Here is a 20362-nt window from a genome sequence, read left to right as displayed (position 1 = left end):
CCCTTGTGGCCGTTTCGTGCCCCGGGATTAATCGAAGGGCGCTCTTTATACAGCATCTACAGGTAGAGATCAAGGATCTGACCCTATGTAATCAGCTCATGGTAAATTTGATAGCGGCCAATTATAATGATCCAAAGCCCGAAACGAAAGCAAAAACTGCATTTAAATTAAACTATTTTTACCAAGCTCTAGTAGACCTGCTATAAATCCCCAAAATTCACTGCTGCAATGCGTCAATGCTGTTTTTTCATCCAAGCTTATCGTCACTAAACAGCCCATTCACTGTGCCCAATTCAGCGCATTATAATAAACCGCGCTCCGCAAAGGAAACACAGCAAGGCCCCGCCACCACTAAATGATCTAAAATTTGAATATCCACTAACGCCAGCGCTTGTTGCAATTTATTGGTGATGAGTTTGTCGGCTTGGCTTGGTTCTGCCACGCCACTAGGATGGTTATGTGCCAAGATCAGCGCCGCAGCATTCATTTTAAGTGCCGCTTTGACGACCTCGCGCGGATACACAGACGCGGCGTTAATGGTGCCGGTAAACAATATTTCATCCTTAATCAGGCGATTTTGGTTGTCTAAATACAGCACCATAAACACCTCATGACCCAATCCACGTAGCTTGATGGTGAGATAGTCCCGTACCGCTGCTGGGCTTTGAAATACCGTTTCACGCAAGCATTGTTCTTTTAAATAGCGTTTACTGAGTTCTAATACTGCCTGAAGTTGCACATATTTGGCTTCCCCCATACCTTTAAAACTCGCAAACTCCTGTAAGCTGGCATTGAACAGATTTTGCAAATTTTGGCTATGGTTGAGCAAAGATTCCGCCAGTTCTATGGCGTTCATTCCTTGAATACCGGTGCGCAAGAAAATCGCCAGTAATTCCGCATCACTTAGCGCATCAGGTCCGAATTGTAGTAATTTTTCGCGCGGCCGCGCGGCTTTTGGCATGGCAGTCAATTGCATGCTGGCTCCTTATCAATCCTTGTGACGTCAATCGCAGTAACATTTCCCTACTACGTTTGAACAGTGTAGTGGGTAATTGCAGAGTTACCACTGTAAAGGCAAGACCCCCAAAGGGTATATCAACACATAGACAAGTTTGTGGTAAGGTTACAGCTTATAACATCAAGCCCAATGCAAGCTGAGTGCAACATGAGTCAAGCAAATAAAAAAATCCTCTTAGGCATAAGTGGCGGTATCGCTGCTTATAAATGTGCTGAATTGGTTCGCCGCTTAAAAGAACAAGGCCATCAGGTCAAAGTGGTGATGACTGAGTCTGCTCAACATTTTATTACTCCGCTGACCATGCAAGCCGTTTCTGGCGAAATGGTAGCTGATTCATTGCTTGACCCCAGTGCCGAAGCCGCGATGGGCCATATTGAATTAGCCAAATGGGCTGATTTGGTATTAGTTGCACCCGCAACTGCCAATACCATAGCCAAAATGAGTGCTGGGCTTGCCGATGATTTGCTCACCACCTTATTACTCGCGACGCCAGCCACAGTGGCTATTGCCCCCGCAATGAACCAACAAATGTACAAGCATCCTGCCACTTTGCACAATTTAGCCCTATTAAAAACCCGTGGCGTGTTAATTTGGGGGCCTGGGGTGGGTGAACAAGCTTGCGGTGATGTCGGCGCCGGACGTATGTTAGAGCCGCTAGAACTACTGGCATTGTGTAATCAAGCTTTGCAACCAGAGCCGCCTTTACTTGCCGGCAAAACCGTCACAATTACCGCTGGTCCTACTCGCGAGCCTTTAGACCCTGTGCGCTTTATTAGTAACCACAGCTCCGGCAAAATGGGTTTTGCTTTAGCAGAAGCAGCGCTCAAATTGGGTGCCACGGTCAATTTGATCAGTGGCCCTGTGACGTTAACGCCGCCAGCTGGTGCTCGCGTGGTCAAAGTTGAAAGCGCGTTAGAAATGCGTGATGCGGCGCTCACTTTAGCACCCCATTCCGACGTTTTTATCGGCTGCGCAGCGGTCGCAGATTATCGCGCTGCGGCAGTTGCCGAGCAGAAAATCAAAAAACAAGGCGATGAACTCACCCTAACGCTGGTGAAAAACCCTGACATTATCGCTGAGGTCGCAGCGCTCTCCACCAAGCGCCCCTATACTGTTGGTTTTGCCGCAGAAACCCAAGATGTGGCGAACTATGCCAAAGGTAAACTAACCAACAAAAAACTCGATATGATCTGCGCCAATGACGTTTCACGCGAAGGCTTAGGCTTTAACTCTGACCACAATGCATTAACCCTATTTTGGGGCAATGAAAGCCTTGAGCTCCCCCCTTGCAGCAAGCCCGAGTTAGCGCTTACTGTCATGAAATCAGTTGCCACTAAGTTGTCATAACGACCTTTTAAAATGCTGGAAAGAAACTGAATAAAACATTAACATGAAGCGATATTGCCACCTGCAAGTGAGTGCGTAAGACACCCAAGGTGTGGCAATCGCGTTCATGATCATAATAAAAATATAAGGGAAGCTTCATGCCAGCGACTAAGCGCAGTAATCGCAAAGAGCAGATTCTGCAATGCCTTGCGCAAATGTTAGAAACCAGTCCAGGACAACGTATCACTACCGCCAAACTCGCCACTGAAGTCGGTGTGTCAGAAGCGGCGTTGTATCGCCATTTTCCAAGTAAAGCCAGAATGTTCGAAGGACTCATAGAGTTTATCGAGGACACTTTGCTGTCGCGCATCAATATCATTTTGGAAAATGAAAAAGACACCCAAGGCCGTGTTTATAACATTATGATGCTGTTGCTGACTTTCGCTGAGCGTAACCCCGGCATTACGCGCATTTTGACAGGTGACGCCCTGCAAGGTGAGCAAGAGCGCCTACGTGAACGCGTACAAGGTTTATTCAATAAGTTAGAAACCCAATTTAAACAAGTATTACGTGAGCGAAAACTGCGTGAGGGCAAGGCCTTTGGTAGCGATGAAGCGGCGCTCGCCAATCTATTCTTAGCTGTGGTGGAAGGCAAAATGAATCAGTTTGTACGCAGCGATTTTAAAGCCAGCCCAAGCCAAGCCTTTGAAAGCCAATGGCAAGAACTGCAAAAAATTTGGCTGTAAAGCAAAAATTAAACTTAAAAACAGGCCAGCTTATTGCTGGCCTGTTTGTTGGTGATTTTTCTAATCATTAAAAACTAAACTCATGGACAGAATAGGTATGTTCTTGTCCATCACAGTCAGTTGCAATTGCACTGGTCGGCACAAAACGTGAGTCTAAGAACCATTTTGCCTGCATTCTAGAGCCATCGGGACAAAAGTCACCTAGGGTATACGCGGTACGAGTTCCTGCTGCAACGTCAGCTGGCTCATTTTTGTTCCAGTACAAACGCACTTCACTGTGTGGTGGAATATCTGCTTTGAATTTGTAGTACACTTTCATCGGAAACCAACGCGTGACACTGCCGCCACAAGCGCTTGATTCACACTTTAAATACACATAATTGTGGGAATACTTTAGTACACCGTCATCACCAGTCGCTGCAACCGCACTTACTGATAATGCACCAAGCGAGATGGCCGCCAAAGTGATGAGTTTCTTCGCTAGTTTTTTCATTGTTCGTCCTTAAAATATGTTTGCCACCAAATTAGTGACAGGCTAGGTATAACCTGCCAATTAAGTGCAAACAAGCACAATAAAGTTACAATTAATTAACCGAGAAACACCACTCAACAGGCCATTATTGCAAATAACACCACTAACTAGCATTTAGCTGCTTAATAGAGCTGATTGAAAACATAAAGATAGAAGGCGATTAACCGCACCACGTCTAGATATTACTTACTTAAAAACACTAATAAACCACGAGAAAAATACATAAAATACACAAAAAGTTACTAATACTACTCTTTTTCTGCTGGCTTTGGGTTAGGGCGTGCTGACCTTTAAGGTATGATTTTTGCTCAAATCAAAGGCTTTCAATACGCGAAATGAGCAATGTAGCATAGTAGTCTATGTAAATTGCGAATGACAAAGTAGTGGAAGCCTTTGGTTGAACCCTTCAGGCAGCGCAAGTTAGGTATTTATTCAGCGTTATCGGCTGGCTCACATAGTCCACTATGCTACGCCGCCGCTTCGGGGCAGCCCCAGCCTTGCCTAAATACCTAACTTACTGCTGCAAAAACAAACTGCAAAGGTCAACACGCCCTTACCTACTTCACGTAATTGAACTCGTTTTGGTGATTCACAACGCATCTGGGTTTATCCGCTGAAATAATCGTGCTATTAAAAACCTTTTGGATCATCAGAAGATTATTTATGACACTGCAGAAAACCCCAATATCGGTAGCCTTACTGTTAGGCCTTTGCTTGGCGAGCGACGCTGCTACCGCGCAAACCCCTCTGACCTTTACTGATGTATTTGATTTTCGCACCGCTAAAGGCACTGAGCTGTCTGATAATGGTCAAATCATGGCATTGTCTGCCACACCCTATCGCGGTGATGCTGAAGGCCAAGTGTATCGTGTCGGCGCGCAAAGCCTAATCGCCAAAGTTGAACGTGGCACCAAAGCGCAAATCAATAAAAGTGCGACTTGGGTAGCCTTTACCCAAGTGCCAAGCTTGTTAAGTAGCGAAAGCGCTAGTAAAGACGAGAAGAAAAAGCTCAAAAACAACTTAGTACTCGTCAATACGCAAGATGGCGCCTTAGTGCAATTTGACGAAGTAAAAGATTATCAATTGTCTGATGATGGTAAATGGCTTGCGTATCGTGAAGATAAAGAAGCGAAAAAAGACAAATCGGAAGCAAAATCCGACGCCAAAAACGAAGAAGTAAGTAAAGCACTTAAAGCTGATAAAAAAGACAGTTTACTGACCTTAGTGTTGGTTGACCTTACTACTAACGCCCAGACCCGCTTTGATAACGTGAATAGCTACGGCTTATCTGACAAGGGCTTATTGTGGCAACAAGGCTCTGAAGATGGCGCGAGCAACCAAGTGCTATTTCACGATTTTAGCACTTCACAACAAAGCATGTTGATCACTGAACCCGGCATTACCGTGGCGCAAATCGCTTGGCACCCGACCCAAGCGCTGGTCGCCTTTACGCAAGGCAACTATGTTAATGATGATGCCCGCCGCCGCAACTATCATCTCACCCTATGGCATGCGGATAGCAATAAGCTAGAAAACATCGCCAATCAACCCGGTTGGTTTACTGCCAAAACAGCCAAATTAAGCTGGTCAGAACAAGGCGAACGGCTTTACTTTGGTAACGCGCCACAATTGGCGGCTAAAGCCCCAGAATATAAATACAAAGATGACCAAAGCCTACGTGACTTTGATACCATTCGGGCGCAAAAAGGCTTAAAAGTTTGGCATCATCAAGACCCTGAAATCAAGCCGCGCGAAATTGACCAATGGCAAGAACGGAATAAAAATTTACAGTACCAAGCGGTTTATCACCTAAACGGCACCAAAGTAGTACAGTTGACCTCACCACAATTGCCTAGCGTTGAACTCAATAAAGAAGCTCGCTTTTTGCTGGCAGAAAACGACCGCCCATATTTACACGAAATAACCTATAACGGTTTTTATAGCGATTACTACAGCCTCGACAGCCACACAGGTAAACAGCAGCTTATCGTTAAATACAGTCCGTTCCGCCCAAGTTTGTCACCGACTGGTAACTATGCGAGCTATTTTGCCGACGGTGAAGTGTGGTTAAAAGACTTATCAAAGCAAAAACTTAAGCCTCTAACCAAAGCGATCCGCCAAGCCATCTTTGCCGATGATCAACACGATTACCCAAGCCCACAACCAGGTTACGGCTTTGCTGGTTGGATGGCCGACGGCAGCGCCGTATTGGTATACAGCAAATATGATATTTGGGCATTTGATGTTAAATCTGGTAAAGCGACTCGCTTGACCCAAGGCCGCGAAACGCAAACCCAATATCGCGTGCAGCAGCTGGATAAAGACCAAGTTGGCTTTGCGAAGGATGAAACCTTATTCCTCAGTGCACACAACTTAGAGAATAAGCAAACCCATGTCGCCACGCTTGCGCTCAATACCGGTGAAGTGAAAACCGTACTCGCAGGTGCTGCTAAGTTTGATGTGCTGAAAAAAGCCAAACACAGCGATACCTTATTGTTCACTAAACAGCACTATCACCTCTTTCCAGATATTCAAGTGACCGATAGCAGCTTTGCAAAAACGGCGCAAATTACCAATCTCAATCCACAAACGAGCCAGTTTGCTTGGGGCGAAAAACCTGAACTGGTACAGTATAAAGGTTACAACGGCGAGGACTTGCAAGGGGTGTTAATCAAGCCTGCTGGCTACCAAACGGGTGATAAAGTCCCTGTGGTGATTTACTTCTATCGTTATATGACCCAAAGGATGTACCACTTCCCAGCGATGGAGTTAAACCACAGACCTAACTTCCCAATGCTGACTTCAAACGGCTATGCGCTGTTTATGCCAGATATCCGCTTTGAAATCGGCCATCCGGGTAAGTCATCAACGCAAACCATGATCAATGCGGCGCAAAAGCTGATTGATATTGGCGTTGCTGATCCTGACAACATCGCTTTGCAAGGACATTCTTGGTCCGGCTATCAAAGTGCTTTTATGATCACGCAAACCGATATGTTTAAAGCAGTGATTTCTGGTGCGCCAGTGTCGAATATGACCTCAGCTTACAGTGGTATTCGTTTAGGTTCAGGCCTTGCTCGTCAATTCCAATATGAAACGGGTCAAAGCCGCATTGGTAAGTCGTTGTTTGAAGCCCCTGAACTGTATATTGAAAACTCACCGGTATTTTTTGCTGACAAGGTGAACACGCCAATTCTGATGATGTTCGGCAACAAAGACGATGCGGTGCCTTATCAAGAAGGGATCCAATACTATTTGGCGCTAAGACGCGCTGGTAAAGACGTGATATTCCTCGAATATGAAGATGAACCACATCATTTGAAGAAGTTCCCTAATCAGGTCGATTTCTCCATTCGCATGCTGGAATACTACAACCACCACCTCAAAGGCATGCCAGCACCACAATGGATGCAAACAGGCGAAGCCTATCAGGAAGAATAGTACAGGGTTAGAGTCAAATCGCCGCTGCGCGGTTTGACTCCCTCTCACACTCCCTAAAATGGCATTTTTGCCTACATTAATTTGCGTTGGGCAGGTTCTTCGTTGTTATAAACTCAGCTAATGTTATTAATTTAGCCTTTAACTCACCCTCACCCAAATCTACATCAGATCTCACCGTAAATGAGGATGCCTCATCAACCCAAGACAATACGCTTTCAACGCGCTCACCCGCATTTCTTACAATAAAAATACCGGGATTATCCTTGATAGTAATGTTCACCGTATCTGAATCTAACAGTACACCTCCATCCGATGCTTTGTAGTGCCACCGCTCTATGATCAGATTCCCTAAGTGCTTATCATCTAAAATATTAACGGCGGTATCCCAGCCCTGCTGCTGGATATAAGTACCTGCACCGTAACTTGTGATGACTTTGGCATCAGGTAACACCTCGCCCCATGTGGTTAGCTCAGCAGCGGTCATTTTTCTATACCTGCGCTCTGCAACGTCATTCGGGATGTTGTTAAATTTCAGTTGGCGCGCAATAAACTCCGCTTTTTTCTGCGTTTGCAAAGCAAGCATGGTTTTTATTTGCGCTGGTAAGTCGGCTACTCTATTTAACTCTGTAAATGCTCTGCCAAACATTTTCGTTTGTAGCGCTTCGTAACGATAGTCTTGGTCCGTGTCTAACGTCACGATAGGGTTGTTATGTTGCTGAAACGAATAGCTTACCAAGCCTTTAGGCGCAACCATGGGATTTGACTGTACTGCTTGTTCAAATGGGTTCGCGTTATCAATCACACGCTCTTGTAGTTGTGTTGCTAAAACCGAACTGGTAGTCAATAAAACAACGACACCAGCAACCTCTGTTACTCTCATCACTAGCTCCTTCTATTCTGTAGTATTGAACAGCGTACGTGCCTTACGCTGGTAAAATCCGTGAAATAGTAAAATTGCGCACCGAAAGATGCCCAAATACACGCTTAGACATGTTATCGGTTTATGTCACGCTTTTATATACAGAAACGGTTAGAAAGGGGCAGAACAGCGCTTTACTTATACAGAGGAAGCAAAGTTAAGAAGTACGCCAAATACGTTTTTTCAGTTTAAAAATACCTAAGAAATCGCGGTTTAAAATCAGCACCGCAATCATCGCAAAGTCGATAAAAGTACCACCGATAGAATAAATGTCCCACAATAACCAAGGTTCGGTGTTTTGCCGTAGGCCAATATCCGCATACATGGCCAAACACAAACACCCGTTAGTCATTAAGCCGACACAAAGATATTTTACTGCAAGCGTGATTGGCTGCTGAAACACCCTTACAGCAAAGAGCACAGCAAGCATAGTGGTAATATCAAAGCCGAGCCAAACCAGATAAAAGTCGGTATCTAAGGCAAAATTAGAAAGGTCATCACTGAAGAAGTAAGAAACGAACATCACAGCGGAGGCAATGATGTTCGCAAGTAAATTCTGACTGGTTGTAACGTGGAGTACAACGTTTATAACTAGGGCCATCATAAAGCCCCATACGGTCAAAGCACTAAACGTTAACCCGAGAATTTCATTTAAAAACACTGTCTCTGTTATTGCTCTTTTTTAGGAGGCAGGATCACGTGTTTAGAGTATCCGCCAGCAACTGCAACTAATTGTTGTGATTCTATCACCTTACCAGAGAATTGCGCTGATTGACCAGCAAATTGTGAAGTGCGCGCTGCGTTTGCTAATTTTTTCATCTTATTAAACATGAGTGTATTCCTTATTAGTTGCAAATTCTTATTTGAGTTTCTTAACACCTTGAATTTCAAGGTTTACGTTTAAGTGAACAAAGAAAAGCAAACCATGTGCCAACAATCGAAAACGTTCAAAAACAGAGACCAAACAACTAATAATTAAGATGAAATTCGAGAAGTGTATTATTTTTAGTCTCTATCAAAGGCGTCAGAGCATGAATGACGAATAATTGCAAAGAAAAGGCGCCAACAATCTGGCGCCCAAACAACGAACTCAAGTTACATAGGGAGTTTAGCCAAGCCTCGCCTTTGCCGCATTGATGGCATTTTGAACTTGAGGCAAAGAGGTGCCGCCTAGCGCTTGCCGCGCGGCAATACAAGCGTCTATTTCTAATACAGGATATACGTCATCAGCAATGACAGGGCTTACCGCTTGCAACTCTGTCAGCGATAAATTCTCCAAATTGACACCTTTACCAATAGCTAACTGTACAAGCTGACCAACGATATGGTGCCCTTCACGAAACGGAATGCCCTTTTTCACTAAATAGTCAGCCAGCTCAGTGGCGTTAGCGTGACCGCCTTTCGCCGCGGCTAAAGTGCGCTCATCTTTGACTTTAACCCCTTTAATGCAGGCCTCAGCCATATGAATACACGCCAGCCACGTGGTCATGGCATCGAATAGGCCTTCTTTATCTTCCTGAATATCTTTGTTATAGGCTAGTGGCAGCGCTTTGATGGTCATTGCCATAGCGCTAAAAGCCCCAAACACCCGTCCGGTTTTCCCGCGAATAAGCTCCAACGCATCGGGGTTTTTCTTTTGTGGCATTAGAGATGAGCCTGAAGTCACGGCATCAGCCAGTTCAATAAAGCCCGCTTCACCGCTATTGTAAAAGATCATGTCTTCGGCCAAACGCGATAAATGCAGCATTGCAATGGAGGCTGTGCTTAATAGCTCCAGCACAAAGTCACGGTCTGAAACGGCATCTAAGCTGTTACGGGTTGCACCCGCAAAGCCAAGCTGGGCAGCCAGCGCGTTTCGGTCGATAGCATAAGCGGTGCCCGCCAATGCACCACTGCCAAGTGGACATTGATTTAAGCGTGTAATGGCATCTTGTAAGCGACTGATGTCACGGTCAAGCATCTCGACATACGCCATACACCAGTGGCTAAAAAGCACAGGTTGAGCACGTTGCAAATGGGTGTAACCAGGCAAAATGGTACCCAGCTCACGTTCGGCTAGTGCTATAAATGCCTGCGACAAACTTTGTAATGCAGCCAGCACAGTTTCAGCGGTTGAGCGACTCCACAACCGAAAATCGGTTGCCACTTGGTCGTTGCGGCTACGTCCGGTATGAAGTTTTTTACCAAGGTCACCGACTTTTTCAATCAGCTTAGCTTCAACATAGGAGTGAATATCTTCATGGCCAGCGCTTGCAATGGCTTCTGGATCAGCTTGTACTTCGGTCAATAATTGCTCCAACGCTGCGGTTAAACGCGTTAGCTCGTCTTGACTCAAAATGCCCACTTTAGCAATCGCCGTTGCCCATGCAATCGAGCCAATAATATCTTGCTCAGCCAATTGATAATCAAACGGCAAGGAATCATTAAACTGTTTAAACGCAGAATCCGGTCCTGAAGAAAAACGTCCACCCCAAAGTGCCATCGCAGGCTCTCCTCTGTACTGAAAATATGCTGATGTCATCTAAATAAACTAAGCTACGACGACAAGAATTGACTACCAACCGCATTGCCAACTGTGGTGCTACTTACCCAGCTCAAGTAATTAAGTTGGTTGGTATTTAAAGTAGCACACCCAATGCAAGGATTAAGTGACCAGCGTCACTTAATCCTCACCAAATCACGACTTGGCTTTATGCAATGCCGCGATACGGCTAGAAAGTGAATACAAGCGGATAAAACCTTCAGCATGTGCTTGGTTATAAACATCATCTTCACCGAAGGTCGCAAAACTTTCGCTGTACAAGCTGTTAGGTGACTTTTTCTGCACCGCTGTTACTTGGCCTTTGTAAAGCTTTAATACCACTTCACCCGATGCGTATTCTGACAGCGCCAGAGCACCACCAAGTACTGAATCTTTAAGTGGCGTAAACCAACGGCCGTCGTAAACCAAATGCGCGAACTCGCCGCCTAGCACTTCTTTCCACTTGCGGCTGGTTTTATCTAGCACTAGCTCGTCAATTGCTTGCAGTGCTGCAACCATCACAGTGCCGCCTGGGGTTTCATAACAGCCACGCGATTTCATCCCAACTAAACGGTTTTCAACGATATCCACGCGACCTACACCATGTGGCGCGGCAATTTCATTGAGTTTCACCAAACATTGATATGGGCTGTAAGACTCGCCGTTTACTGCAACGATCGCGCCTTTTTCCACCGTCACCGATACATATTCAGCTTTGTCCGGTGCTTGCTCAGGGGATGCGGTTAACGTCCAAACTTGTTCACTTGGCTCATTCCACGGGCTTTCTAACTCACCGCCTTCGGTTGAAATATGCCAGGCATTAGCATCGCGGCTATAAATTTTAGTCAGTGACGCGGCGCACGGAATATTACGCTCAGCTAAGTAGTTAAGCAGCGATTCACGGCTGGTTAAATCCCACTCACGCCATGGCGCAATCACTTTTAAATCGGGAGCTAAGGCCGCAAAACAAGACTCAAAACGCACTTGGTCATTACCTTTACCAGTACAACCATGGGCTAGCGCATCTGCGCCAACTTTACGGGCAATTTCTACTTGCGCTTTGGCAATAATCGGACGCGCCATTGACGTACCTAGCAGGTACGTACCTTCATAAATCGCACCGGTTTTAAGCGTAGGGTAAATATAATCCGCAACAAACTCGTCTTTTAAATCAACGATATGGCATTCTGATGCGCCAGACGCAAGGGCTTTGGCTTCAACCCCTTCAAGTTCAGCATCACCTTGGCCTACGTCAGCGACAAAGCAGATCACTTCGCAGCCATAGTTGTCTTTTAACCAAGGTACAATGGCAGAAGTGTCTAGTCCGCCAGAATAAGCCAGTACTACTTTTTTGATATCGCGCATTTTAATTCCTTACATAAAACTTGGGTTTAGCAAGGTAACCAGTAACGCATTTTGCGCGTGCATCCGGTTTTCCGCTTGCTGCATAATTTTTGAATGAACACCGTCCATCACCTCAGAGGTGATCTCATATTCACGGTGTGCAGGCTGACAATGTAATACCGACGTCGCGCCGGTCTTTTCCACTAACGCCTGATTAATTTGGTACGGCATATAGGTATGCACCACTTCGTTGAGCGGGGTTTTATCGCCCATCGACACCCAAGTATCAGCATAGAGCACATTAGCCCCCACTGCCGCTTCAATTCTGTCACTGATCAGCACAGATGCCCCATTCACTGCCGCAATTTGCTCAGCTTGTTTGAGGATTTGCGCATCTGGTGAGTGACCACGCGGACACACCGCCACAAAGTCAGTGCCCATAGTCGCGGCTAACAGCATCAAAGAGTGCGCCACATTATTACCTTCACCTAAATAGGCGAGTTTTAACTCACTGACATCACCATAGACTTCTTGCAGCGTCATAAAATCGGCTAGCGCTTGGCAAGGGTGGTACAAATCGCAGAGGCTATTTACCACAGGTACACTGGCATGTTCCGCCATCGTAGTCAGGGTGTCGTGACGCATGACCCGCGCAACAATGGCATCCGCCCAAGTAGAAATGTTGAGTGCAAAATCTTTCACTGACTCGCGTGAGCCCATCGCACCGTTTTGTTGGTCAAGATACACCGCATGGCCACCAAGCTTATTGATACCGATATCAAATGACACGCGGGTACGTAAACTTGGCTTTTCAAATAAGGTAACGATAGATTTACCTGCTAATGCCGTGTTGTAGTCTGCCGGGTTATTTTTGATGCGGATCGCTAAATCCAATAACGCTTGAAGTTTTTCCCGATTAAATTCGAGACCATGTATAAAGTGCTGCATATCTTTTCCGCCTAACGTGATTCGCTTAGCTGCAATGGCTGAGCTTATGGAGTAACTTTGGTACCAACGTGCTCACCTGCCAGTAATGCCGTGAGATTGTCTGGCTTTTGCCAGCTGGAAATGTACACTCCACGTCGTAATTGTTGGGCAGCATGAAGACTGGTCTTCACTTTGACTTCCATCCCTCCCACAATTACACCATCTGCGATCAATTTGGCAATTTGCTCGGCATTGAGTTCATGTAGTGGCTGCTTATTGGCATCCAATACCGCTTCAACGTCGGTCATAAAAATAATTTCGGCTTGGAGTGCGCTGGCAATCGCGGCGGCTGCTTCATCCGCATTCACGTTATACAACGCGCCATCGTCACCTAAGCCAATAGAACTCACCACAGGTAAATAACCTGCAGCTAAATAGGTTGGGATTAAACCCGGCTCTGCGCCTTCGCATTCGCCCACTTGGCCAAGCACTTTGAGTTTTTGTTTAACCATCACCCCGGCTTCATAGAGGCTGGCACCAACGGGTTTAAAACCCGCTGTAATGGCAGAAGACATCAATTGCTTATTGGCACAACCCGCCAACGCGCCAACGATATAAGGCATTTGCTCTCGCGGGCTGATACGTAAACCTTGGTGTTTAGCGGTAGCAAAGCCCGCATCTTGCAGCCAACTGTCAACCAAAGCACCGCCGCCGTGGACGACCACAAAATCAAATTGTGTTTGTGCTTTCATCACCGCGAATAACGCTTTTGGCGCCTCTTCGCTGTTAAGCACCGCACCACCTAATTTAATTACCCAAACTGGTTTTGTACTCATGCTTATACCCCTTTCAAGCCCAGCTCGCCCGGCCAGTGGCTCACTAAATTCATACACTGTAACGCCTGACCAGCTGCACCTTTTAACAAATTATCAATGGCCGCCACGACAATCAGCTGATTGCCTTGCTGTTGCCAACCGATATCAACGTAAGGCTGATTAACCACGCCTTTAATCGATGGCATCACTTTGCCTTTAAGGCGGATAAGTGGCGCATTTGCCAGCACTTGGTAGGCGGCATCGACTTGTTCAGGGGTTACACCCGGCTTTAAGGTGACATAAATGGTTTCTAAAATGCCACGCGCAAAATTACCTAAGTGCGGGGTAAAAAGCACGGGATGCCCTAAATACTGGCTGATCTCTGGGGTATGACGGTGATTAAACAACCCATAAGGAGCTAACGACACCTCACAAAAATGAGTATTGATAGCCGCTTTACGACCTGCACCAGTCACGCCAGAAACTGCATTAATAATAACGGGCTGGTCACTGAGCAGCCCTGCATTTTGCAACGGTTTTAAGGCATTTAGTGCCGCGGTTGGGTAACAGCCAGCCACCGCGATTAATTCCGCTTGGCTGATATCGTCGCTATACCACTCTGCTAAACCATACTGGGCTTTATCAAGCCAATCTGGATAAGGGTGAGAGAAGCCGTAATAAGTGTCGTAGTCACTTGCTGCATGCAAACGATAGCCACCAGACAAGTCAAACACCTTCTTGCCCATATCGAGAAACTTAGGCGCGAGCTCAACACTGACATGATGATCCGTACATAAACACACATAATCCGCATTTGCGGCGATGTGCTTATAGGCGGCGTCACTAAGTGGTTGCAATGGCAAATCGAGTAACGAAGCATGCTCAGGATAGAGCGAACTTAATAATTTGCCCTGATCTTGACTGCCTTCTGACACAAACAAGCCCACTATGGTCAAGTGCGGGTGTTTTGCTACTAAACTTGCTAACTCAGCACCGCTATAACCGCTGGCACCGATAATCGCCACATTCATCATCTTTGTACTTTACTCACGTTTTGAACTTGCTACATTTACCACTAAAAATTAGCACTAAATTCAGGATCTTCCTCGAAGTGGTCAGAAATGGCGTTACCACCACCGAGAAAAGGACTATTTATGCTGAAAAAGTGAATTGATATTCATGCTAAACAGATTTACAGTGTGATGCAATATGCCACCCCAAATATTTTGAGATTTTTATGTCGACACCAAACTTTTTATCTATGTACCAACAACTTATCGCCAGCCCATCGGTAAGTGCAATGGACCCGGCATTAAACCTAAGCAACCGCCCTGTAATTGAATTATTAGCCAGTTGGTGTGAAGCCTTAGGATTTCAGGTTGAAATCACCGAACTGGTTAGCGCGCCGGGTAAATTTAACTTGCTGGCCAAACGTGGCGAAGGTGCGGGAGGCTTAATGTTAGCGGGCCACACCGACACGGTGCCATTCGACGATAGTCGTTGGAGTCGTGATCCATTCAAACTGACTGAACATGACAACAAATTATTTGGCCTTGGCAGTATCGATATGAAAGGTTTTTTTGCGTTTGTTTTGGAAGCCATTAAAACGCTAGACGGGTTAGAGCAAAAACAACCGCTCCTTATCCTCGCCACTGCCGATGAAGAAACCACCATGGCGGGCGCCATGGAAATTGCTAAACATGCTGATTTAAAACCTGCCCGTTGTATTATTGGTGAACCTACCGATATGGTGCCGGTGTTCACCCACAAAGGTCATATGTCGACGGCAATTCGTGTTATTGGGCGCTCTGGTCACAGTTCAGATCCTGGCCGTGGTTTAAACGCCATTGAGGTGATGCATCAAGTGGTGGCAAATCTGTTACAGTTACGTGATAGTTTAAAGAATAAATATTCAATTGCACATTTTGCCATTCCGTACCCGACCCTAAACCTTGGTCATATCCATGGTGGCGACAATGCCAACCGTATCTGCGGCTGCTGTGAACTCCATATTGATATGCGCCCATTACCGGGGTTAAGTATTAAAGAGCTGCAAATGTTGCTACTGGATGCCGTGGCACCAATTAATGAACAATACCCTAATGCGGTCGAAGTCATTGACCTTCACGAGCCTATTCCGGCCTTTACTGGCTCAACCGACAGTGCCTTAGTACAACTGGCTGAAAAAATCTCTGGCGAAGCCGCAATCGCAGTCAACTACTGTACAGAAGCGCCGTTTATTCAGCAGTTGGGCTGTGAAACCATAGTCATGGGGCCTGGCTCAATTAATCAAGCCCACCAACCCGATGAATATCTTGCGATGGAAAAGATCAAACCGTCTCAAGAGATCATCACGCAAATTATCAAAGCGAGTTGTTTCTAACCTCAACTTGATCAAGTGGGGTCTGACTCGACGCCAGTGTCCCACTTAGTTTTGCCCTTTTGTGGTGATTTGCTTTCTTGCGATGCCGAAACTCGCTACACTAATTACCGAATTTTCAGTGTGCTAGGTTCTCATTTACATGAATTCTCATTTAGGTCGCCGAGCGTTTTCCCCGATGGAGCTACATACTTTGTTCCACGGTTACATTTATGGCGACGAGAAGCAAAAACATGAGCAACCTAAACACTGGCATTTTTGGTTGCCTTTATTTGCCTACTATTTTGGTGCCTATAGCGATGAAATCGGCCATCTCAGTGTGGATGACCTCGTCACCAAAGACGGCGTTGAAGGTTTTGAATTTACCACCAATGAAAAAATTCAACCGCGTTTTATCCCCATTCACAGCGCTCTATGGCAAGCAGGTTTAGAACAATATCTCGAATACCTTGCCGAGCATCATCATTCACGGCTGATGTTTGATTTACCCGCAAAAAGTAATAGGTATAGCGAAAAAGTCCGTATCTGGTTTAGTGGTGAAGGTGAGCGTTTAGGCTATTTACAAAAATGTGGCCTGCCCAATGTAGACCAGCAAGGGATGAAAACTGCGGTAAGTAGTTTGCGCCTAAACTTTGAACAGCAATTGCGCATTCATGCCGTACAAGCCAATAATAAAGCCGCGTATTTTTATTTAATGGGCCTCAAAGAAGAAGCCCAAGCTATACAACCGACGGCATTAGAATTAAAAGCGGTGTTAGAGCCACTACGCAATATTAATCCCAAAGCACACTGGCAACGTTTTTTAAACCGCCATGCCAGTAGTTAGTGCACCTCAATATCAATTTATGTTGCCAACACAAAATTGAGTAGCGACAAAGCAATAGACCAAATCGTTAAGCACTGCGCGAGCTAGGACGTGTTGCCGTTTTTTTTGCGCTACCGAAGGGTTCAACTAGGATTGGGGGCCAATGTTGATGGTTAGTATTCAAAGCCCACAAACAGGCGTTAGTTAGCTGGAAGTTTTTATATCACTTACATCTCTACTCAAGGCCCAGTCAGGCTTTTAGCGAAAATTTAACGGCACTATGGTGTGGTTATCGGTATTATCTTTATCATTCAAACAGACTGAGATAACCATCACTCACCATGTTTAGCACTCTCTTTAATCTGCAGCAAAAAGAGCCAAACCATGCGACTTCCGCCGCCATAGTTGCGGTGTTTTCTATTATCGCAATTGCATTGGAAGCCTGGTTCTTACCCAAAACCACCATGTTACTGCTACTGCAAATGGCGGTGGTGATAGTGGCGTTTATGGCAAATCGGGTTGCATCTGTAGTCGCGAGTATCAGTTGCGCACTGGTGTTTAACTACTTTGCTACCGAACCGCTCTATTCACTGCATATGACGGATCTTGAAGACATAATCAACACTTTGATCTTCCTCGTGATAGCACTCACCACCAGTGCGTTTGCTGACCACTATCGGCAGCAGAGCGAAGCGTTGAAACAAGCAGAACTGCGTTCCAATATTTTGTTGTCGGTGTCGCATGACTTACGCACTCCGCTTGCCACCATTATTGGTTCGCTGTCGACGTTTAAAGAATACAAAGACAAAATTGCCGCAGGTGAACAAGCTGAGCTTATCGATGACGCCTTAGATGAAGCTCACCGATTACACCACTATGTGGAAAACTTACTGCAAGCAACGAAGTTAAACCAACAACAAATTCACCTCACGCCCAGTGTGCAATCGATTTGGCCGACGTTACAAAAAGTTGCCGAGCGATTTGCAACCAAGCGCATTGCTTTATGTAAAAAAGGCCCGTTACGTGCGGTGACAATACAAGAATCCTTGCTAGAACAAGCTATCTATAACTTAGTCGACAATGCGTTAAAGTACTCCCCCAAAGACAGTAAAGTGACCATTGAAGCATTCAGTGACAACAAAAATACTATGATTAACATCATAGATTTGGGCCCTGGGATTAGCAAAGAACGGCAGCACAAAGTGTTTGAGCTATTTTATACTACCCGACATGGCGATGCTGGCGAAGGGGGTTCAGGTATAGGTTTGAATGTGGCCAAAGGGATCATCGAAGCACACGCCGGCACCATTAACATTCTCAATAGCGAACTGGGTTGCACTATGCAAATCATGTTACCCGCATTAGAACGCACTAAAGAGAAATAATTGAGCAAACACGCCAGAAACGGAGCACAAGATGCAAAATAAAAAGATCCTCTTTATCGATGACGAACCTAAGATCCGCAGTTTTGTGCGTATTTCTTTAATCGCTGAAGGATTCACTTACTGTGAAGCCGAAAACGGCAAACAAGGCCTACAACGTTTTCAAGCAGAAAAACCCAATCTGATTGTGTTGGATTTAGGTCTGCCAGATATGGATGGCTATCAGGTATTACGCACCATCCGACATTCGAGTAATGTGCCAGTGCTGATTTTAACGGCGCGTGACGAAGAGGCACAAAAAATCAAACTGCTCGAAGGCGGCGCAAACGATTACTTAAGTAAACCCTTTGGCGTGAAGGAGCTCACCGCACGAATTAGGGTATTGCTGCGTGATATTCCCTATCAACCCACGCCCGCGATTTTAGAGTTTGATGGCATTAGCCTTGATACCCACAGTCAGCAAGTGATTATTGGTGAGCAAGTGTTTTCTCTGACCAAAAAAGAATATGCCCTGCTCAGCCGCTTAGCCCAAGCACCCAATCAACTCCTAACGCAAACGCAGCTATTAACTGAGATCTGGGGGCCTATCCACAGTGAAGACTCCCATTATTTACGCGTGTTAGTCACCCAACTGCGAAAAAAACTCGACGATGATGCCGATGCGCCGCGCTTCATTAAAACTGAGCCGGGTATAGGCTATCGCTTTATTTGTAAACCGCTGACCGATACTTTAGCGCACTAATGCTCCATCCCCTCCTCACCTTCCGTTTGCTGGCCATGCCCATCATTTGGATGGGGGTCGTACAGTTAGTGTTTGCACTACTGTCGATGATGGTGTTTATCGACGCTGTGATTGGCGCGTTTTTGATCCCAGCCCTAACTATGCTGCTCGGTGGTGGGCTGTTATTTTATAAGTTTCGCGCCATCGACTTATCTAAAGCCAATTTTCGTGATGCTTTGATTTATGCCACCCTGACTTGGCTAGTGGCAGGCATCCTCGGCGGCTTTCCTATTATGTTGGTCACCAAAGTGAGCTTTACCGATGCGGTATTTGAGTCCATCAGTGCCCTCACCACCACAGGTGCAACGGTACTATCTGGACTCGACACCATGCCGAAAACCTTTTTGCTATATCGCCAATTTCTGCAGTGGATGGGGGGCTTAGGCATAGTCATTTTTGTCGTAGCAATTTTGCCTATGCTCAATATCGGTGGCATGAAGTTGCTCAAAGCCGAAACGCCAGGGCCAATGAAAGATGAAAAACTCTCCCCCCGCGTTGCCAATACCGCGCACTATCTATGGGGCGTGTATATATTCATCACTTTAGCCTGCGCTTTAGCCTATTACCTAGGTGGCATGACGGCATTTGATGCTATCGCCCATGCCTTTACCACGGTTTCAACTGGTGGCTTTTCAACTCATGATGCCAGTATGTGGCATTATCAAAGCCATACCTTACTGTGGATAAGTAATGTGTTTATGCTGCTGGGTGCGATTAATTTTGGTCTGCATTTTCGGGTCGCGCAACAGCGCAGCCCCAAAGGCTATTACCAAGATGAAGAAACACGAGTTTTTCTTAGTATCGTGCTATTTATCTCTCTTTTACTTGGGTATTTTTTATTAAAAACGTCAGTGTATGAGCACACTCTAGAGTCCTTAAGTTTCGCCACCTTTCATGTTATTTCATTTATTACTAGCACAGGATTTGGCGCTGCCAGTTTCACCGATTGGCCTACTGCGGCTGGTTTTTTGCTGATCTTCACCGGCTATCTCGGCGGATGTGCAGGCTCCACGGCCGGTGGTAACAAAATCATTCGCAACATCATCACGGCTAAAGTCATCAACAAAAATCTTAAGCAACTGGTGCATCCGCGCGCGATTCTTACCATTAAATATCAAGGCCGCGCGGTCACCGAAGATGTGCGCTATGCCGTGATGGCTTTTATGTCGTTTGCCGCCGCCTCTAGTCTGATTCTGACCCTATTATTGATGGCGACGGGGCTGGATTTTTGGTCGGCATTTTCTGCCGTAGCGGCCTGCGTGAATGTACTTGGCCCAGGTTTTGGTCAAGTGGGTGCTAATTTTGCGCCAGTCTCAGATTTAGGCACTTGGATTTTATCCGCCGCTATGTTGCTCGGTCGGCTAGAATATTTCACTGTCTTTGTGCTGTTCTCAAGGCCATTTTGGCGTGGTTAAACAAACTACC

Annotated in this window: 17 protein-coding genes and 1 pseudogene; 8 read left to right on the top strand and 10 right to left on the bottom strand. The window is 45.9% G+C overall.

What is annotated here, in order from left to right:
* Positions 1-301 precede the first annotated feature (301 nt).
* On the bottom strand, positions 302-976 hold the full coding sequence (gene radC / locus ACFOEE_RS18010; protein WP_377127630.1) for a RadC family protein: 675 nt from the start codon (positions 974-976) through the stop codon (positions 302-304).
* A 189-nt stretch (positions 977-1165) separates the two neighbouring features.
* On the opposite strand from radC, the gene coaBC reads away from it, so the two are divergent.
* On the top strand, positions 1166-2365 hold the full coding sequence (gene coaBC, locus ACFOEE_RS18005) for a bifunctional phosphopantothenoylcysteine decarboxylase/phosphopantothenate--cysteine ligase CoaBC (RefSeq protein ID WP_377127627.1): 1200 nt from the start codon (positions 1166-1168) through the stop codon (positions 2363-2365).
* Positions 2366-2502: 137 nt separating this feature from the next.
* Positions 2503-3090 (top strand): nucleoid occlusion factor SlmA, encoded by a 588-nt coding sequence (gene slmA / locus ACFOEE_RS18000; RefSeq protein WP_377127625.1) that lies wholly within the window; start codon positions 2503-2505, stop codon positions 3088-3090.
* Positions 3091-3157: 67 nt separating this feature from the next.
* On the opposite strand, the gene ACFOEE_RS17995 is transcribed toward slmA, so the two are convergent.
* On the bottom strand, positions 3158-3583 hold the full coding sequence (locus ACFOEE_RS17995; protein ID WP_377127622.1) for a hypothetical protein: 426 nt from the start codon (positions 3581-3583) through the stop codon (positions 3158-3160).
* A gap of 702 nt (positions 3584-4285) precedes the next feature.
* On the opposite strand from ACFOEE_RS17995, the gene ACFOEE_RS17990 reads away from it, so the two are divergent.
* On the top strand, positions 4286-7063 hold the full coding sequence (locus ACFOEE_RS17990; RefSeq protein ID WP_377127619.1) for a S9 family peptidase: 2778 nt from the start codon (positions 4286-4288) through the stop codon (positions 7061-7063).
* Positions 7064-7139: 76 nt separating this feature from the next.
* On the opposite strand, the gene ACFOEE_RS17985 is transcribed toward ACFOEE_RS17990, so the two are convergent.
* The 8 genes and pseudogenes from ACFOEE_RS17985 to argC form a co-directional block, all read right to left on the bottom strand.
* Entirely contained in the window at positions 7140-7943 is an 804-nt protein-coding gene (locus ACFOEE_RS17985; protein WP_377127616.1) for a hypothetical protein, read from the bottom strand.
* A gap of 196 nt (positions 7944-8139) precedes the next feature.
* Entirely contained in the window at positions 8140-8586 is a 447-nt protein-coding gene (locus tag ACFOEE_RS17980) for a hypothetical protein (RefSeq protein WP_377127614.1), read from the bottom strand.
* Positions 8587-8651: 65 nt separating this feature from the next.
* Positions 8652-8813, bottom strand: a complete 162-nt coding sequence (locus ACFOEE_RS17975; RefSeq protein WP_377127611.1) for a hypothetical protein — start codon at positions 8811-8813, stop codon at positions 8652-8654.
* Positions 8814-9099: 286 nt separating this feature from the next.
* Positions 9100-10464, bottom strand: a pseudogene (gene argH, locus ACFOEE_RS17970) (argininosuccinate lyase); the annotation flags it as partial.
* Between the two features lie 195 nt (positions 10465-10659).
* Complete coding sequence (locus tag ACFOEE_RS17965) at positions 10660-11868, bottom strand: argininosuccinate synthase (RefSeq protein WP_377127608.1); 1209 nt, start codon at positions 11866-11868, stop codon at positions 10660-10662.
* A gap of 9 nt (positions 11869-11877) precedes the next feature.
* Positions 11878-12795, bottom strand: a complete 918-nt coding sequence (locus ACFOEE_RS17960) for an ornithine carbamoyltransferase (RefSeq protein WP_377127604.1) — start codon at positions 12793-12795, stop codon at positions 11878-11880.
* 44 nt (positions 12796-12839) lie between these two features.
* On the bottom strand, positions 12840-13610 hold the full coding sequence (gene argB / locus ACFOEE_RS17955) for an acetylglutamate kinase (RefSeq protein WP_377127601.1): 771 nt from the start codon (positions 13608-13610) through the stop codon (positions 12840-12842).
* Between the two features lie 2 nt (positions 13611-13612).
* Positions 13613-14620, bottom strand: coding sequence for an N-acetyl-gamma-glutamyl-phosphate reductase (gene argC, locus ACFOEE_RS17950; RefSeq protein ID WP_377127831.1), 1008 nt, complete (start codon positions 14618-14620; stop codon positions 13613-13615).
* Positions 14621-14826: 206 nt separating this feature from the next.
* Here argC and argE point away from each other — a divergent pair, with 206 nt between their 5' ends.
* The 5 genes from argE to ACFOEE_RS17925 all read left to right on the top strand — a co-directional run bounded on the left by argE (position 14827) and on the right by ACFOEE_RS17925 (position 20352).
* Positions 14827-15972 (top strand): acetylornithine deacetylase, encoded by a 1146-nt coding sequence (gene argE / locus ACFOEE_RS17945; RefSeq protein ID WP_377127598.1) that lies wholly within the window; start codon positions 14827-14829, stop codon positions 15970-15972.
* A gap of 139 nt (positions 15973-16111) precedes the next feature.
* On the top strand, positions 16112-16795 hold the full coding sequence (locus tag ACFOEE_RS17940) for a hypothetical protein (protein ID WP_377127595.1): 684 nt from the start codon (positions 16112-16114) through the stop codon (positions 16793-16795).
* Positions 16796-17115: 320 nt separating this feature from the next.
* Positions 17116-18159, top strand: a complete 1044-nt coding sequence (locus ACFOEE_RS17935) for a sensor histidine kinase (protein ID WP_377127592.1) — start codon at positions 17116-17118, stop codon at positions 18157-18159.
* Between the two features lie 31 nt (positions 18160-18190).
* Entirely contained in the window at positions 18191-18898 is a 708-nt protein-coding gene (locus ACFOEE_RS17930; protein ID WP_377127589.1) for a response regulator transcription factor, read from the top strand.
* Complete coding sequence (locus tag ACFOEE_RS17925; RefSeq protein ID WP_377127586.1) at positions 18898-20352, top strand: TrkH family potassium uptake protein; 1455 nt, start codon at positions 18898-18900, stop codon at positions 20350-20352. Before ACFOEE_RS17930 ends, ACFOEE_RS17925 begins: the two co-directional genes overlap by 1 nt.
* The last annotated feature ends 10 nt before the right edge of the window (positions 20353-20362 follow it).

Origin of the sequence: Pseudoalteromonas fenneropenaei (genome assembly GCF_042643375.1) — a bacterium.
Taxonomy (GTDB): Bacteria; Pseudomonadota; Gammaproteobacteria; order Enterobacterales; family Alteromonadaceae; genus Pseudoalteromonas; species Pseudoalteromonas fenneropenaei.
This window is presented reverse-complemented; position numbering and strand designations above follow the sequence as displayed.

Coding starts and splice junctions, on each gene's coding strand:
- radC (WP_377127630.1), bottom strand. CDS start 976: ATGCAATTGACTGCCATGCCAAAAGCCGCGCGGCCGCGCGAAAAATTA.
- coaBC (WP_377127627.1), top strand. CDS start 1,166: ATGAGTCAAGCAAATAAAAAAATCCTCTTAGGCATAAGTGGCGGTATC.
- slmA (WP_377127625.1), top strand. CDS start 2,503: ATGCCAGCGACTAAGCGCAGTAATCGCAAAGAGCAGATTCTGCAATGC.
- ACFOEE_RS17995 (WP_377127622.1), bottom strand. CDS start 3,583: ATGAAAAAACTAGCGAAGAAACTCATCACTTTGGCGGCCATCTCGCTT.
- ACFOEE_RS17990 (WP_377127619.1), top strand. CDS start 4,286: ATGACACTGCAGAAAACCCCAATATCGGTAGCCTTACTGTTAGGCCTT.
- ACFOEE_RS17985 (WP_377127616.1), bottom strand. CDS start 7,943: ATGAGAGTAACAGAGGTTGCTGGTGTCGTTGTTTTATTGACTACCAGT.
- ACFOEE_RS17980 (WP_377127614.1), bottom strand. CDS start 8,586: ATGATGGCCCTAGTTATAAACGTTGTACTCCACGTTACAACCAGTCAG.
- ACFOEE_RS17975 (WP_377127611.1), bottom strand. CDS start 8,813: ATGTTTAATAAGATGAAAAAATTAGCAAACGCAGCGCGCACTTCACAA.
- ACFOEE_RS17965 (WP_377127608.1), bottom strand. CDS start 11,868: ATGCGCGATATCAAAAAAGTAGTACTGGCTTATTCTGGCGGACTAGAC.
- ACFOEE_RS17960 (WP_377127604.1), bottom strand. CDS start 12,795: ATGCAGCACTTTATACATGGTCTCGAATTTAATCGGGAAAAACTTCAA.
- argB (WP_377127601.1), bottom strand. CDS start 13,610: ATGAGTACAAAACCAGTTTGGGTAATTAAATTAGGTGGTGCGGTGCTT.
- argC (WP_377127831.1), bottom strand. CDS start 14,620: ATGAATGTGGCGATTATCGGTGCCAGCGGTTATAGCGGTGCTGAGTTA.
- argE (WP_377127598.1), top strand. CDS start 14,827: ATGTCGACACCAAACTTTTTATCTATGTACCAACAACTTATCGCCAGC.
- ACFOEE_RS17940 (WP_377127595.1), top strand. CDS start 16,112: ATGAATTCTCATTTAGGTCGCCGAGCGTTTTCCCCGATGGAGCTACAT.
- ACFOEE_RS17935 (WP_377127592.1), top strand. CDS start 17,116: ATGTTTAGCACTCTCTTTAATCTGCAGCAAAAAGAGCCAAACCATGCG.
- ACFOEE_RS17930 (WP_377127589.1), top strand. CDS start 18,191: ATGCAAAATAAAAAGATCCTCTTTATCGATGACGAACCTAAGATCCGC.
- ACFOEE_RS17925 (WP_377127586.1), top strand. CDS start 18,898: ATGCTCCATCCCCTCCTCACCTTCCGTTTGCTGGCCATGCCCATCATT.